Source organism: Bradyrhizobium sp. CIR18 (assembly GCF_014198295.1).
In the GTDB taxonomy this organism is placed as follows: domain Bacteria; phylum Pseudomonadota; class Alphaproteobacteria; order Rhizobiales; family Xanthobacteraceae; genus Bradyrhizobium.
Genome location: NZ_JACIHF010000006.1, coordinates 150,958 through 164,768 on the forward strand (window position 1 = coordinate 150,958; position 13,811 = coordinate 164,768).

Here is a 13,811-nt window from a genome sequence, read left to right on the forward strand (position 1 = left end):
CGCGCGAATCCGGAATCTCGAGATTCCGGGTTCTGATCCTTCGGACCGTCCGGGAATGACGGCGCGAGATGTGCGCAGCACAGCGAGCCAAGCATGAACATCAAATTCTCCCGCCGCCGCTTCCTCGCCACCGGCGCCGGTACGCTCGGCGCGATCGCGATGCCCTATCTCTCGCGCGCGGCCGATCGGCCGATGGTCACTCATGGCGTCCAGTCGGGCGACGTCACGGTGGACGGCGGTGTGGTGTGGGCGCGCACCGACCGGCCCGCGCAGATGCTGGTCGAGGTGGCGACGACGGAGTCATTCAGGGATGCCCGTGCGCTGCCGCCGATCGCAGCGCTCCCCGAGAGCGACTTTACCGCGAAGATGCTGATCGAGAATCTGCCGGCTAGCCAGGACATCTTTTACCGCGTCCGCTTCCGCGATCTCTCCCACAGCGCCATCGAGGGCGAGCCGGTGGTCGGCCGCTTCCGCACCGCGCCGGCCGACCGCCGCGACGTCAGCTTCGTCTGGGGCGGAGACGTCGCCGGCCAGGGCTGGGGTATCAATCCCGATGACGGCGGCATGTTCACCTTCTCAGCGATGCGCAAGCACCGTCCGGATTTCTTCCTGCATTCGGGCGACACCATCTATGCCGACGGCCCGATTGTATCCGAGGTGAAGCTCGCCGACGGCAAGCTCTGGAAGAACGTCACCATCCCCGAGAAGACCAAGGTCGCCGAGACGCTGGACGAGTACCGCGCCGCGCACAAATACAATCTCATCGACGACAACCTCCGCGCCTTCAATGCCGAGGTGCCGATCTTCGTGCAATGGGACGACCACGAGGTGACCAACAACTGGTCGCTGTCGAAGGAATTGCCGGCCGCCTACAAGGAGCGCGACATCGCCTTGCTCGCTGCCCGCGCGGGCCGCGCCTTCCACGAGATGTATCCGATGCGCGAGAGCATCGTCGAGCCGGGCCGGGTCTATCGCCAGATCTCCTACGGCCCGCATCTCGACGTGTTCGTGCTCGACGAGCGCAGCTATCGCGGTCCGAACGGCGCCAATCTCGAAACCGCTTACGGCCCCGCCAGCTACTTCCTCGGCCCGGACCAGATCGCCTGGCTCAAGCGCGGCCTGCTCAATTCACGCGCGACCTGGAAGGTGATCGCTTCCGACATGCCGCTCAGCCTCGTCGTCGCGGACACGCCGAAGGGCGGCTCGGAAGCAATCGCGCAGGGTGACGGCCCGGTCCGCGGCCGCGAGCTCGAGATCGCCGACATCCTGCGTTTCATCAAGATGGCGCCGATCAGCAACACGGTGTGGCTGACGGCGGACGTGCACTACGCCGCCGCGCATTATTACGATCCGAACAAGGCGCAATTCCAGGAGTTCGAGCCGTTCTGGGAATTCGTCTCGGGCCCGCTGCATGCCGGCACGTTCGGTCCGAACGCGCTCGACAACACCTTTGGACCCGAGGTGCGCTTCGTCAAGGCGCCGGGCAAGGACAGCCAGAACCTGCCGCCCTCCGCCGGCATGCAGTTCTTCGGTCACGTCAAGATCGACGGCGCCTCGGGCCAGATGACGGTGACCTTGCGCGACCGCGCCGACGTCGCGCTGTGGTCGACCACGCTCGATCCGAAGCAGGGTTGATCGCTAGTCGAGGGCGCGCACCTTGAGCGCCGCCTCCAGCGCGTCGCTCGAGCACGGCTTCTGCAACCGCGGCTGGCCCGAGAATTCAGGCGGAATGCGCGCCTCGGCGCCATAGCCGGTAACGAAGACGAACGGGATCTTCAGCGCAGCCAGCCGCTCCGCGACCGCAAAGCTCGTCTCGCGGATCAACTCGACATCGAGCAGCGCGAAATCGGGCGCGCGGTTGGCGATGGCGCCGAGCGCCTGCGTCACCGACCCGACGGTCCGCACGCCCGGCACTCCAAACCCGAGCAGACGGTCCTCGAAATCGATGGCGATGATCGGATCGTCTTCGACGATCAGAACGTCGGCCGGCCAGCTTGAGCCATTGGAAAGTGCGGGTGTCATGATCGCATCTTGTGTGTGGGGGTTCGGATCAGGACTGCCGCGACACGATGCCTGCGCACAGCGCATCGGAGGGTTCCCGGAACGAAACCCACCACATTGCCGTTCTCTAGTCTGTCCACTTGTGCACACAGGGAATGCAAGGAACTCGTTAAGGTGGGGAGGAAGATCGGAGTTCACGATGGATGCGCGTATCAGCAAGATGATCGAGGTCGAGAGCCGTCCGGCCAACAATTTGTTGCGGCGCTTGAGCCAGGCAGACTACGCATTGCTCGCACCGCATGTGACCGTCGAAAACTCCGCAGCCAGCCAGCTGCTCTACAGCCCCGGTGACGACGTCCAGGTCGTCCACTTCCCCTGCGGACCGGCGCTCGCGACCTTTCTGGTCCCCAACGAGGATGGCCGAGACGTCGAGACCATCCTGGTCGGCCGCGAAGGCGCGGTGGGCGGCATCGTCAGCGAGGGATTCCTGCCGGCCTATACCCGGATCTGCGTGAAATTCGGCGGCCCGTTTGCGCGCGTTCATGTCGCCAAGCTGGAAGCGGCCAAGCTGCGCTCGGCGTCGCTGCGCAACATCTTTGCCCGCTATGCCGATTGCATGCTGGCGCAGATCTTCCAGTCGACCGCGTGCAATGCGATCCATTCGATCGAGCAGCGGACCGCCAAATGGATCCTGGCGGCGATGGAGCGCACCGGCGACGAGGACAGCGTGCCGCTGACCCACGAACAGCTTGCGACGCTGCTGGGCGTTGGCCGCTCCTATGCCAGCCGCGTGCTTCAGTCGTTCAAGGCGGAACGGATTCTCGACACCAGGCGCGGATCGATCCTGGTTCGCAACCGCGACGGCCTGAGGCTTCGCGCCTGCCTGTGCAACGACGCGGTGAAGATGCATTTCGAGGAGGTGCTGCGCGGCGTCTATCCGACCGAGGAGCGGGAGGCCGGCTAGCGATCCGCCTCGCTTCCCGGCGTGGAGAACGAGCAGGCGCACTATCCCGCTCGGCCGGAACCTGGGCTAATATCCCCCGGCATGAGCGGGGCTTTCCTACACACCATCTTCGACGTCTTGGCATGGCTGGCGGCGGCGGCGGCCGTCTACTGGCTGTCGCGACAGCGCCTGCAGTTTCCGGCGCAATCCTTCCAGCTGCCCTATGTCGCCGCGCTGGTGTTCGGCGCGGGCCTCGGCGCCTATCTGTTCGGCTCCGCCAATCTGTGGCTGTCGGGCGAGAGCGGCATTGCGCGCTCGGTCGAGGGCGCGCTGGCCGGCGGCATCGTGGCGATCGAGCTCTACAAATGGTCCGCGGGGATCGCCGCGCGAACCGGTGCCCGTTTTGCGCTGCCGCTGGCGCTGGGCATCGCGATCGGCCGGCTCGGCTGCTACTTCGCGGGCCTCGACGATTTCACCTACGGCACGCCGACGGCGCTGCCATGGGCCCATGATTTCGGCGACGGCATTCTGCGCCATCCCGTGCAGCTCTATGAGAGCGCGGCCATGGCCGTATTCGCGCTGCTCTATGTGCTGGCGGTCGTGAACCGAAACGCCTTTGTGATCACCAATGGTTTCTACCTGGTTCTCGTCTATTATGGAGCGCAACGCTTCCTGTGGGAATTCCTCAAGCCCTACGGCACGCTGATCGGCCCCTTCACCCTGTTTCACCTGCTGTCGCTGTCCATTTTGCTCTACGCCGGCGTCATGCTGGCGACGGCGCCCAAAGCGAGACGCTTACAAAACGAGATACTTGCATGAACGCGCCGTTGCGTAAGTCGCGGTCCTATATTTTCTGGGGCCAGACCCAATCTCTTTGCGAGACCTGCCTGAAGCTGGTGCCGACCAAGATCCAGATCCTGGACAACGAGGTCTGGTACGAAAAGCGCTGCAGGGAGCACGGCGTCCAGTCGACGCTGGTGTCGACGGATGCCGCCTATTGGCGCCTGTGCAAGGATTTCATCAAGCCCGGCGACCGGCCGCTGCAATTCCAGCAGCGCACCGAATTCGGCTGCCCCTATGATTGCGGTCTCTGTTCCGACCACGAGCAGCATTCCTGCCTGGCGCTGATCGAGATCACCGAGCACTGCAACCTCACCTGCCCGGTCTGCTTCGCCGAATCCTCGCCCGCACGAACGAAATTCACCCCGCTCGCGACAGTCGAGAAGATGCTGGACGCGCTGGTCGCAAGCGAGGGCGAGCCCGACCTCGTGCAGATTTCCGGCGGTGAGCCGACGCTGCATCCTGATTTCTTCGAGATCCTGGATGCCGTGCGCGCCCGCCCGATCCGCCACGTCATGATCAACACCAACGGGCTGCGCATCGCCCGCGAAAAGGATTTCGTGGCGCGGCTCGCCGAGAACAGGCGCGGGCTGGAGGTCTATCTCCAGTTCGATTCACTGCAGCGCGATGCGCTGATCGACCTGCGCGGCGCGGATTTGCGAAAAATCCGCCAGCAGGCGCTGGAAAATCTCGAGCATTTTGGCGTGTCGACCACACTGGTCGCGACCATCAAGCGCGGCGTCAATGATTCCGAAATCGGCGACATCGTTCGCCACGCGCTGACGTGGAGATGCGTGCGCGGCGTCACGCTGCAGCCGGTGCAGGACGCCGGCCGCAACGAGAATTTCGATGAGAAAACCGACCGCATCATGCTGTCGGAGATCCGCAAGCGCGTGATCGAGACCGGCGTGTTCGGCGACAAGGACATGATCCCGCTGCCCTGCAATCCCGAAAGCATCTCGATCGGCTATGGCCTGCGCAATGGCGAGAAGGTGCTGCCGCTGACCTCGCTGATCCCGCAGGAGCAGCTGGTTGCGGTGATGCCCAACACGATCAGCCCTGAGAAATATCCAGTGCTGCGGGAAAAATTCGTCGATCTGTTCTCGCTGTCGTCGGGCCCGCTCAACACGTCCGAGCGCGTCTGCGAGCTGTTGTGCTGCCTTCCGAGCTTTCAGGTGCCGGAAGGGCTCTCTTACGAGAACGTGTTCCGCGTCACCATCGTGCAGTTTCTCGATCGCTTCAATTTCTGCGTCGGCAACGTCAAGCGCAGCTGCATCCATTTCGTGACGGAGCAGGGCGCGATCATTCCGTTCGACACCTACAATCTGTTCTACCGTAACGGCAAGATCGACGGCATCCGCGCCGCGCTCGAAGGGCAGACTTATCGCGCGGCAAGGCAAGGCGAGGAGGCATCACAATGAGCGATACGCCACCGCCGGTTCTGCCGCCCGTCCCGACACCCGGCGAGGCACGCAGCGGCTGCCTGACCGCGCTGATGGCGATCGCCGGCATCTTCATGCTGCTGCCGGGGCTCTGCGCGCTCCTGTTCGGCGGAATGTCCGTGGTCGAGGGTGGCCAGATCCCCGCCGACATCGCGTCGCTGGTCTTTTTGGGACTGGTCATCGGCATCGGAGGCGTCGTCTTGATCTGGGCGGCCATCATGGGGCGGAAGGCCCCGCCGGCCCGGAACGGGAGCTAACCCCCGGAGATTCCCGGGCAAAATTCAGTCAACCAAGGCCCAAAGAACGCATTGTTTTTTGGCGGTTTTTGCATATATTGCGCCGCAACGCGTAGGCTGCCCGGTCGATATGGCCGGGCTTCCTTTTTGGGCGGAAAGCGCCCCGTTTCCAGTCTTCCAGCGTTGTTTCGAGAAGAGGTCCCGGTCCGACCGGCGAGATCGCGCTTAACCCATTGTTCGAACCAAAGAAGCTCACTCATGAACCTCCGTAACGTCGCCATCATCGCTCACGTCGACCACGGCAAGACGACCCTGGTCGACAAACTCCTCCAGCAGTCCGGCACGTTCCGCGAGAACCAGAAGGTGACCGATCGCGCCATGGACTCCAACGATCTGGAGCGCGAGCGCGGCATCACCATCCTGGCCAAGGCGGCCTCGGTGCAGTGGAAGGACACCCGCATCAACATCGTCGACACCCCCGGCCACGCCGATTTCGGCGGCGAGGTCGAGCGCATCCTGAACATGGTGGACGGCGCCCTGGTGCTGGTGGACGCTGCCGAAGGCCCGCTGCCGCAGACCAAGTTCGTGGTCTCCAAGGCGCTCAAGGTCGGCCTCAAGCCGATCGTCGTCATCAACAAGGTCGACCGCCCCGACGCGCGCCCGACCGAGGTCATCAACGAGGTGTTCGACCTGTTCGCCGCGCTCGACGCCAGCGAGGAGCAGCTCGACTTCCCGATCCTCTACGGGTCGGCCAAGCAGGGCTGGATGGCTGACAGCCCCGAGGGCCCGAAGGACAAGGGCATGGAGCCGCTGTTCGACCTGATCCTGCGCCACGTCGCGCCGCCGAAGGTCGAGGAAGGTCCGTTCAGGATGATCGGCACCATCCTGGAAGCCAACCCCTATCTCGGCCGCATCATCACCGGCCGCATCTCCTCCGGAGTGCTCAAGCCGAACCAGCAGGTCAAGGTGCTCAACGCCGAGGGCAAGCTGGTCGAATCCGGGCGCATCACCAAGATCCTGGCGTTCCGCGGTCTCGAGCGCACCCCGCTCGATGAAGCCGAAGCCGGCGACATCGTCGCCATTGCCGGCCTGACCAAGGGCACCGTCGCCGACACCTTCTGCGATCCGACCGTCGAAGTGCCGCTGCCGGCGCAGCCGATCGATCCGCCGACCGTATCGATGTCGTTCATCGTCAACAACTCCCCGCTCGCCGGCACCGAAGGCGACAAGGTGACGAGCCGCATGATCCGCGACCGTCTGTTGCGCGAAGCCGAAGGCAACGTCGCGCTGCGCGTCGTCGAAGCCTCCGACAAGGACGCAATGGAAGTCTCGGGCCGCGGCGAATTGCAGCTCGCGATCCTGATCGAGACCATGCGCCGTGAAGGTTTTGAGCTCTCGGTGTCGCGCCCGCGCGTCGTGTTCCAGAAGGACGAAGCCACCGGCGCCACCATGGAGCCGATCGAGGAAGTCGTGATCGACGTCGACGAGGAGCACTCCGGCGTCGTCGTGCAGAAGATGAGCGAGCGCAAGTCCGAGCTGATCGAGATGAAGCCCTCGGGCGGCAACCGTCAGCGCCTGGTGTTCTACGCGCCGACCCGTGGCCTGATCGGCTACCAGGGCGAGCTGCTCACCGACACCCGCGGCACCGCGATCATGAACCGCCTGTTCCACGGCTACGCGCCGTACAAGGGCGAGATCCAGGGCCGCCGCAACGGCGTGCTGATCTCCAACGACCAGGGCGATGCGGTGGCCTACGCCATGTTCAAGCTGGAAGACCGCGGCCCGATGATGATCGAGCCGGGCTGGAAGGTCTACAAGGGCATGATCGTCGGCGAGCACACCCGCGACAACGATCTCGAGATCAACGTGCTCAAGGGCAAGCAGCTCACCAACATCCGCACGACCTCGAAGGACGAAGCCGTGCGCCTGACCCCGCCGATCCGCATGACCCTGGAAAAGGCGCTCGCCTATATCGAGGACGACGAGCTCGTCGAGGTCACGCCGAAGTCGATCCGCCTGCGCAAGAAGCACCTCGACCCCAACGAGCGCAAGCGCGCGGAGAAGGCCAAGGAAGCGGTGGCGTAAGGCCACCGTTCTCCGTAGTGCCGTAGGGTGGGCAAAGCGCAAGCGTGCCCACCAATCGACGATGGTGGGCACGGCGCAAGAGCGCCTTTGCCCACCCTACAAAAGCGTTTACCCGTCCGGCTTCAGCACACCCAGCGAACGTGCTAGAGCCCGCCCATGACCTCCCTCCCCTCCTCCGTGGACGTCGCGATCGTCGGCGCCGGTGCCGCCGGCCTCGGCGCTGCACATGCGCTGGCGGGCTCCGGTCTCTCCGCGATCGTACTGGAGGCACGGAACAGGCTCGGCGGCCGCGCCTGGACCGTACAGGCCTCACCTGACGTGACCTTCGACGTCGGCTGCGGCTGGCTGCACTCGGCGGACAAGAACTGCTTCGTTTCGATCGCGCAGCGGCTCGGTTTCGAGCTCAACAAGGACCTGCCGCCCTGGCGCGAGCGCGCCTATGGCAACGCGTTTCCGCAAGGCGAGCGCGACGATTTCATGCGCGCGATGGACGCGTTCTATGAGCGCCTCTGGGAAGCCGCGCAGACGGGCAAGGACGAGCCTGCGAGCCGGAGCCTCGAAATGGGCAATCGCTGGAATCCCATGATCGACGCGATCTCGACCTATATCAACGGCTGCGAACTCAAGGACATGTCGACGCTGGACTGGGACGCCTATGAGGATTCTGGTCTCAACTGGCGCGTCCGTCGCGGCTATGGCGCGCTTGTTGCGGCCTATGGCGCGCCCTGCCCGGTGGCGTTGAACTGCAACGTCGCGCTGATCGATCATTCCGGCCCGCGGGTCCGCATCGAGACGTCGCAGGGCACGCTGACCGCGGACAAGGTGATCGTCACCGTGCCGACCAATCTGATCGCCGATGAGACGACCCGCTTTTCGCCGCCGTTACGGTCCAAGGTCGACGCGGCAGCGGGCCTGCCGCTCGGCGTCGACGACAAGGTGACGCTCGCGCTCGAGGACGCCGAAGCCTTTCCCAAGGAAGCAAACCTGCGCGGCGCCACCATGCGCACCGCGATGGGCACCTACCATATCCGCCCGTTCGGCCAGCCCTGCATCGAAGGCTTCTTCGGCGGCAGCTTCGCCCGCGCGCTGGAAGATTCCGGCGACGGCGCCATCGCCGCGCATAGCATCGACGAGATCGCCGGCTTTCTCGGCAACGACATCCGCCGCAAGCTGAAGCCGCTCGCCGAGTCGCGCTGGGCGCATGATCCGTTTGCCCGCGGCTCATACTCGCACGCGCTGCCTGGCCATGCCGGCGACCGCGCCGTGCTGGCCGCGCCGGTCGATGGCCGGCTGTTCTTCGCCGGCGAGGCGACGTCGCCAACCTTCTTCACGACCGCGCACGGGGCGCGGGACAGCGGGGAACGGGCGGCGAAGGAAGTGCTGGCGGCAATCGGGAAGCGCTAACCTCCCCACCAATGTCGTCCCGGCGAACGCCGGGACCCACCGCGTGATCTTTCAGTCACGCGTGGTGCGCGTACCGCGGATTGACCCTAACTTCCAGTCTTCGCCAAACTCCGCTCTGTGGTGGGTCCCGGCGCTCGCCGGGACGACACAATCTTGTGGTGCCGCTGTCGCGTCACTCGATCACCCTCGCCCGCAAATCCGCATCGGGCACGAAACACGCGTCATACTTGCCGAAGATGCGATAGCGGTTGCGCGCGATGAGGCTGTACACCGGGTCCCGCAGCGGCTTCGGTACGGTGAACAGCACGCGCACCCAACCCCAGCCCGGGAGTCGCGACAGCACCGTCAACGCCGCATCCGACTTCATGTACACCTCACCACCATGAACCACGGCATTGGTGTCGGGATCATCGGGGTCGATGCCGAACGTCCGCGCGAGCCGGGCGCCATACTCCGACTGGATCGGCGTGAAGCGAAACCGCTTCGCCGTGTCGCGCTGCGCGACGAAGCGGACCCAGCGCGAGCAGAAGATGCAGACGCCGTCGAACAGGATCACGTCGTCATCGGGCCATTTGCTCATCAGCGGTTATCCAGCGTCAAGAGCGCCACCAACATCAGCACGATCGCCGGCCCCGTCTTCACCAGCGCGCCGAGCGGTTCGATCCAGAGATCGGGCGTCAGGACCGCCGCGCCGAACATATAGCCGAGCGAGGCGGTGATGCCAGCAACGAGCCCGGCCGCCGCGGTGCGGCGAAAGGCAATCATCGCGCCAATGCTCATGTCCATCAGGCTGGTGCCGATGGTGATGGGATCGACCAGCGCGGCCGGGAAGTCGTGCGCCGTCAGGATGTCGGCGGCGGCACGGTAGGACACGAACAGCGCGATGAAGCCGGAGACGAGCCAGAACACGACGAGGCTGGCGAAGATCAGCGCCTTGACCAGGAATAGCCGCGCGAACCATTTGTCCTGGACGGTCGCGGGATGACGACCAATCATATCGACCAGCGTCTTCGGTGCGATGCCCGTGGCGGCGATCCATGCCGAGGGATCACCTCGCACGCCGCGGCGCAGCTCGGCGATGGCCGTGGAGCGCATCGGCGGCATCCAGCCGAGATAATTGGCGAGATCGCCGATCCTGGCGCCAAGATCGAGCATGAAGGACGGCATCGCGACATGCGGCCAGGCGGCCGTGCCGAACGCAAGGCGGAACTGTTTGATGACGCCGGCCATGGTGACCGGCTCAGCCTGCATCAGATCCCAGCTCACGGCTTTGACAGCGGCATCGTCGATGTCGCGCACGGTGAGCCAGGCGATGGTGGCCGAGATATCCTCGACTGAAACGGGCTGGAACGGCGTCGCCATCTCCTTGTCGGGCAGGTCGAGCGGGAAGGCAGCGAGCGCGCGGAGCATGGCGCTGCCGCCATAGGCGGATGGTGCGACCACGAAGCCGGGCCGCAGGACGGCGTGCGCAATGCCAGAGGCCGCGATCAGGCGCTCGGCCTCGCGCTTGGTCGTTGCGAAGGCGGTGCGATCGGCTTCGGCCGCTCCGGGGATCGAAATGTGCACCAGCCGGATCGCGCGGCCGCCGTCGGTGATCGCCGCAAGCAGGCGCGCGACGAAATCGCGGTGTACGGCACCTGTGTCGCTGCCGGGGCCGTCCTGGAGCACGCCGAGGCAGTTAACGACGACATCCACGGCATGCTCGCGCAACAGCCGCGTCAGCACGGTCGCGTCGAGCGAGAGGATCGGCAGCTCGATGTCGAGCGCGCTCGTCTTCTGCGCCGGCGACAGGCTGCGCGCCACGCCAAGCGCGCGAAAGCCACGCGCGCGAAGATCGTCCGTAACGAAGCGGCCGATCAGGCCGGAGGCGCCGAGCACCAGGATGGTTCGCTGGTTCATCACGGCTCTCAAAACGGCTTTGCAACCATCAGCCAGAGGATCAGCATCGTCGCGCCGAAGCCGGGGAAGCCGAACGCGAACCAGCGGCGAAACAGGACGAAGTATCGTTGTGGCAATGCACGGTGCTGCTCCGCGGCCTTTCGCGCGAGATCGCGCATCTCGATCTGCATGAACACGACAGGAATCCAGAACAGGCCGGCGACAACATACAACACGAGCGAGGCGAGCAGCCAGCGCTCGGTGATCGGCATCGCCGAGAGCAACATCAGCAAGCCGCCCGTGACCGGCTGGAGCAGCACGGCCGACAGTGTGAAGATTGCGTCCGCAATGACGACGACCGAAGCGGTGCGCGCGATGAACTCCGCATCGTCGGTGCGATGCGCCATCGGCATGAAGAAGGCGATGCCGGTTCCGGTGCCGAGGATGACGATGGCGCCGAGCACATGGAGAAACTTGACCAGGAAATACAGCGTCATGGCTTCTTGGTCGCGGTTGGCCTGCCCTGGTTCAGCGCACCCACGAGCTCCCGGCTCGCGGCTTTGACGCCGGCCTCACTTTCGATCATCCAGTGCCCCTCGCTGCCGACGGCCGGCAAGGTGCGGAAGTCGACCTTGCCGCCGCTGCCGCGAAACGCGTCGGCCAGGCCCTTTGAAAACGCCGGCGAAAAATAGCTGTCATTGGTCGCAACGAGCCATGTGACAGGAATGCGCGCGCCCTTGCCGAACTCTGCAGCGGCGGCAAGAAGCGTGTGTGGCGCGCAGATCCGGTTCGGCTCATCATTGGCATGGCCGCCGCGCCCCGGCGCAAACACTGTGATCGCGGCGATCGCCTTCGGATCGGCATTGGCGAGCGCCAGCGCACCCCAGCCGCCGGCGGAATGGCCGATCACGATGGCAGCGTCCTTGCGGATAAAATCCTGCTTTCGCAAGAACTCCAGCGAGAGCCGGATTTCCTCGGCCGTTGCACGGCCCGAACGCGCATAGTCGGCCTCATCGCAGCCGCCCTGGTCCTCGACATAGCGGCCGCCGGTCGCACCATGGCCGAGCCGCTCCGGCACCAGCACGGCAAACCCGCGCGCGACGAGATAGGCGGCGAGCGGACGATATTCCGGCTGCGGCATTTGCGCTCGACGCAAGCCATTCTGCGTCGAGGCGTGTGCGACGACCGCAAGCCGGAACGGACCTGCGCCGGCGGGGCGAAACAGCAGGGCACGCGCAGCGATGTCGGTATCCGGCGACGGCACCCGCCACGCTTGCCGGCGAAACGGTTCACCCTCCTCTCCCGATGGGCCAAACGTGACCTGAGCGCACAGAGGCGGCGCAGTCAGCAAGGCAAGCAGAGTCAGGAGCGCGAAGATGTTGAGAAGCCGCATGAATGGCCGAGGACGAGCACGAACAGCGACAGTCACACTAGTAGGAACGAATCACTATGGGCGGACTTTCTGCGTGGCCCTCGCCCTTCATTCGTTGCTGCAGAGGGAGTTTTGCACCGACACACGGCACGCCGGTGCCATTCGAGTCGGCGTCCTGTCTTTTTTCGGTACAACATGGCTCAGATACTGATGCACAAAGTCCACACGTTAACCGATAATTAACGATAGGTCTTGCCGCCGGCGCGGCGACTTGGTTTGATTGCGCCCATGAGCACAACCCTGATCGAGGTCCGGCCGGCCAAAGCTGCAGATGCGACTGCGGTGGCGTCGACTCATGACGAAGCCTGGCGCTCCGCCTATCAGGGCATCATTCCCGGCGCCGAGCTGGAAAAGCTCATCAACCGCCGCGGCCCGCAATGGTGGGACAGCGCGATCCGCAAGGGCAGCCGCGTCAGCGTGCTGGTGTTCGGCGACAAGATCGCGGGCTACGCCAATTACGGCCGTAATCGCGCCCGCAGCCTGCATTTCGACGGCGAGATCTACGAGCTGTACCTGCGCCCCGAATTCCAGGGCCTTGGCTTCGGCCGCCGCCTGTTCGCCTCCGCCCGCCGCGACCTGATGCAGAGCGGGCTGAAGAGCATGGTGGTGTGGGCGCTTTCGGACAACGACCCCGCGACCGAGTTCTACCGGGCGCTTGGGGGCCGTATGGTGGCCCGCTCCTCGGAGCGGTTCGGGCCGAAGTCGCTCGACAAGGTTGCCTTCGCTTGGACCAATTGAGCTGCTGAAAGCCTAGGCGGCAGCGTTTCCCTTCCGTCGATACCGTTGCCTTTGAGCCGGTGACTTCCGGATTCATTATTTCACAAAAACGCGATGGATCAGCGGGCCAAGCCCGCGTATGACAGCGCCAAATCGCTGCCGGGCGCGATTTATCCTCGGCAATAACGGAGCTTTGAATGCGTATCGATGCGATCTCGATCGGGAAGAACGTACCTCACGAAGTAAACGTCCTCATCGAAGTCCCCGTGGGCGGCGAACCGATCAAATACGAGATGGACAAGGAGGCCGGCACGCTGGTGGTCGACCGCTTCCTCTACACGCCGATGCGTTACCCCGGTAACTACGGTTTCATCCCGCACACCTTGTCGGATGACGGCGATCCCTGCGACGTCCTGATCATCAACACCCGCGCCATCATTCCCGGCGCCGTCATGAGCGTGCGCCCGGTCGGCGTGCTGTTCATGGAAGACGAAGCCGGCGGCGACGAGAAGATTCTGGCGGTGCCGTCGTCGAAGCTGACGCAGCGCTACGACAAGGTGAAGTCGTACTCCGACCTGCCCGACATCACGCTGCAGCAGATCCAGCACTTCTTCGAGCACTACAAGGATCTCGAGAAGGGCAAATGGGTGAAGATCCTGCGCTGGGGCGGCCCGGAGGACGCACACAAGCTGATCCTCGAAGGCATGGATCGCGAGAAGAAGAAGAAGGGCTGAAGCATCCGTGTCCCGGACGCGGCGCGGCATGAAATGACGCGACGCTGAGCCGGGACCCATGTCGCCGCTGGGCCCCGGCTCAGCAGCGCACCGCTGAAG

At 64.7% G+C, this 13,811-nt stretch carries 14 protein-coding genes; 9 read left to right on the forward strand and 5 right to left on the reverse strand.

Features of this window, described 5'->3' with window-relative positions; translation table 11 throughout:
- The first annotated feature begins 93 nt into the window (after positions 1-93).
- The gene (locus GGD65_RS20945; RefSeq protein WP_183236481.1) at positions 94-1,635 is read left to right on the forward strand and encodes an alkaline phosphatase; all 1,542 of its coding nucleotides are present in this window, start codon (positions 94-96) and stop codon (positions 1,633-1,635) included.
- A gap of 3 nt (positions 1,636-1,638) precedes the next feature.
- Here GGD65_RS20945 and GGD65_RS20950 read toward each other — a convergent pair whose 3' ends face one another.
- Positions 1,639-2,022: a response regulator gene (locus GGD65_RS20950; RefSeq protein WP_026202102.1), complete on the reverse strand. Its 384-nt coding sequence runs from the start codon at positions 2,020-2,022 to the stop codon at positions 1,639-1,641.
- A 178-nt stretch (positions 2,023-2,200) separates the two neighbouring features.
- On the opposite strand from GGD65_RS20950, the gene GGD65_RS20955 reads away from it, so the two are divergent.
- From GGD65_RS20955 to GGD65_RS20980, 6 genes are all read left to right on the forward strand, one after another.
- The gene (locus tag GGD65_RS20955; protein ID WP_018318952.1) at positions 2,201-2,965 is read left to right on the forward strand and encodes a Crp/Fnr family transcriptional regulator; all 765 of its coding nucleotides are present in this window, start codon (positions 2,201-2,203) and stop codon (positions 2,963-2,965) included.
- 81 nt (positions 2,966-3,046) lie between these two features.
- A complete protein-coding gene (locus GGD65_RS20960) occupies positions 3,047-3,763 on the forward strand; it encodes a prolipoprotein diacylglyceryl transferase (protein ID WP_183236482.1) in 717 nt (238 codons plus the stop codon).
- A complete protein-coding gene (locus GGD65_RS20965; RefSeq protein WP_183236483.1) occupies positions 3,760-5,205 on the forward strand; it encodes a radical SAM protein in 1,446 nt (481 codons plus the stop codon). Before GGD65_RS20960 ends, GGD65_RS20965 begins: the two co-directional genes overlap by 4 nt.
- Entirely contained in the window at positions 5,202-5,483 is a 282-nt protein-coding gene (locus GGD65_RS20970) for a hypothetical protein (RefSeq protein WP_183236484.1), read from the forward strand. The genes GGD65_RS20965 and GGD65_RS20970 overlap by 4 nt, the downstream gene beginning before the upstream one ends.
- Positions 5,484-5,720: 237 nt before the next feature.
- The gene (gene typA, locus GGD65_RS20975; protein WP_018318956.1) at positions 5,721-7,547 is read left to right on the forward strand and encodes a translational GTPase TypA; all 1,827 of its coding nucleotides are present in this window, start codon (positions 5,721-5,723) and stop codon (positions 7,545-7,547) included.
- Between the two features lie 156 nt (positions 7,548-7,703).
- A complete protein-coding gene (locus GGD65_RS20980; protein ID WP_183236485.1) occupies positions 7,704-8,951 on the forward strand; it encodes an NAD(P)/FAD-dependent oxidoreductase in 1,248 nt (415 codons plus the stop codon).
- A 172-nt stretch (positions 8,952-9,123) separates the two neighbouring features.
- Here the strand turns inward: GGD65_RS20980 and GGD65_RS20985 are convergent, their stop codons facing one another.
- From GGD65_RS20985 to GGD65_RS21000, 4 genes are read right to left on the reverse strand one after another with little or no spacing between them, the layout of a single operon-like run.
- Positions 9,124-9,531: a thiol-disulfide oxidoreductase DCC family protein gene (locus GGD65_RS20985; protein ID WP_183236486.1), complete on the reverse strand. Its 408-nt coding sequence runs from the start codon at positions 9,529-9,531 to the stop codon at positions 9,124-9,126.
- Positions 9,531-10,850 (reverse strand): SDR family oxidoreductase, encoded by a 1,320-nt coding sequence (locus GGD65_RS20990; protein WP_183236487.1) that lies wholly within the window; start codon positions 10,848-10,850, stop codon positions 9,531-9,533. Before GGD65_RS20990 ends, GGD65_RS20985 begins: the two co-directional genes overlap by 1 nt.
- 8 nt (positions 10,851-10,858) lie before the next feature.
- Positions 10,859-11,326 (reverse strand): DUF2269 domain-containing protein, encoded by a 468-nt coding sequence (locus tag GGD65_RS20995; protein ID WP_183236488.1) that lies wholly within the window; start codon positions 11,324-11,326, stop codon positions 10,859-10,861.
- On the reverse strand, positions 11,323-12,222 hold the full coding sequence (locus GGD65_RS21000) for a dienelactone hydrolase family protein (protein ID WP_183236489.1): 900 nt from the start codon (positions 12,220-12,222) through the stop codon (positions 11,323-11,325). Before GGD65_RS21000 ends, GGD65_RS20995 begins: the two co-directional genes overlap by 4 nt.
- A 267-nt stretch (positions 12,223-12,489) precedes the next feature.
- Here GGD65_RS21000 and GGD65_RS21005 point away from each other — a divergent pair, with 267 nt between their 5' ends.
- On the forward strand, positions 12,490-12,999 hold the full coding sequence (locus GGD65_RS21005) for a GNAT family N-acetyltransferase (protein WP_018318962.1): 510 nt from the start codon (positions 12,490-12,492) through the stop codon (positions 12,997-12,999).
- Positions 13,000-13,175: 176 nt separating this feature from the next.
- Positions 13,176-13,712: an inorganic diphosphatase gene (ppa, locus tag GGD65_RS21010; RefSeq protein ID WP_018318963.1), complete on the forward strand. Its 537-nt coding sequence runs from the start codon at positions 13,176-13,178 to the stop codon at positions 13,710-13,712.
- Positions 13,713-13,811 lie beyond the last annotated feature (99 nt).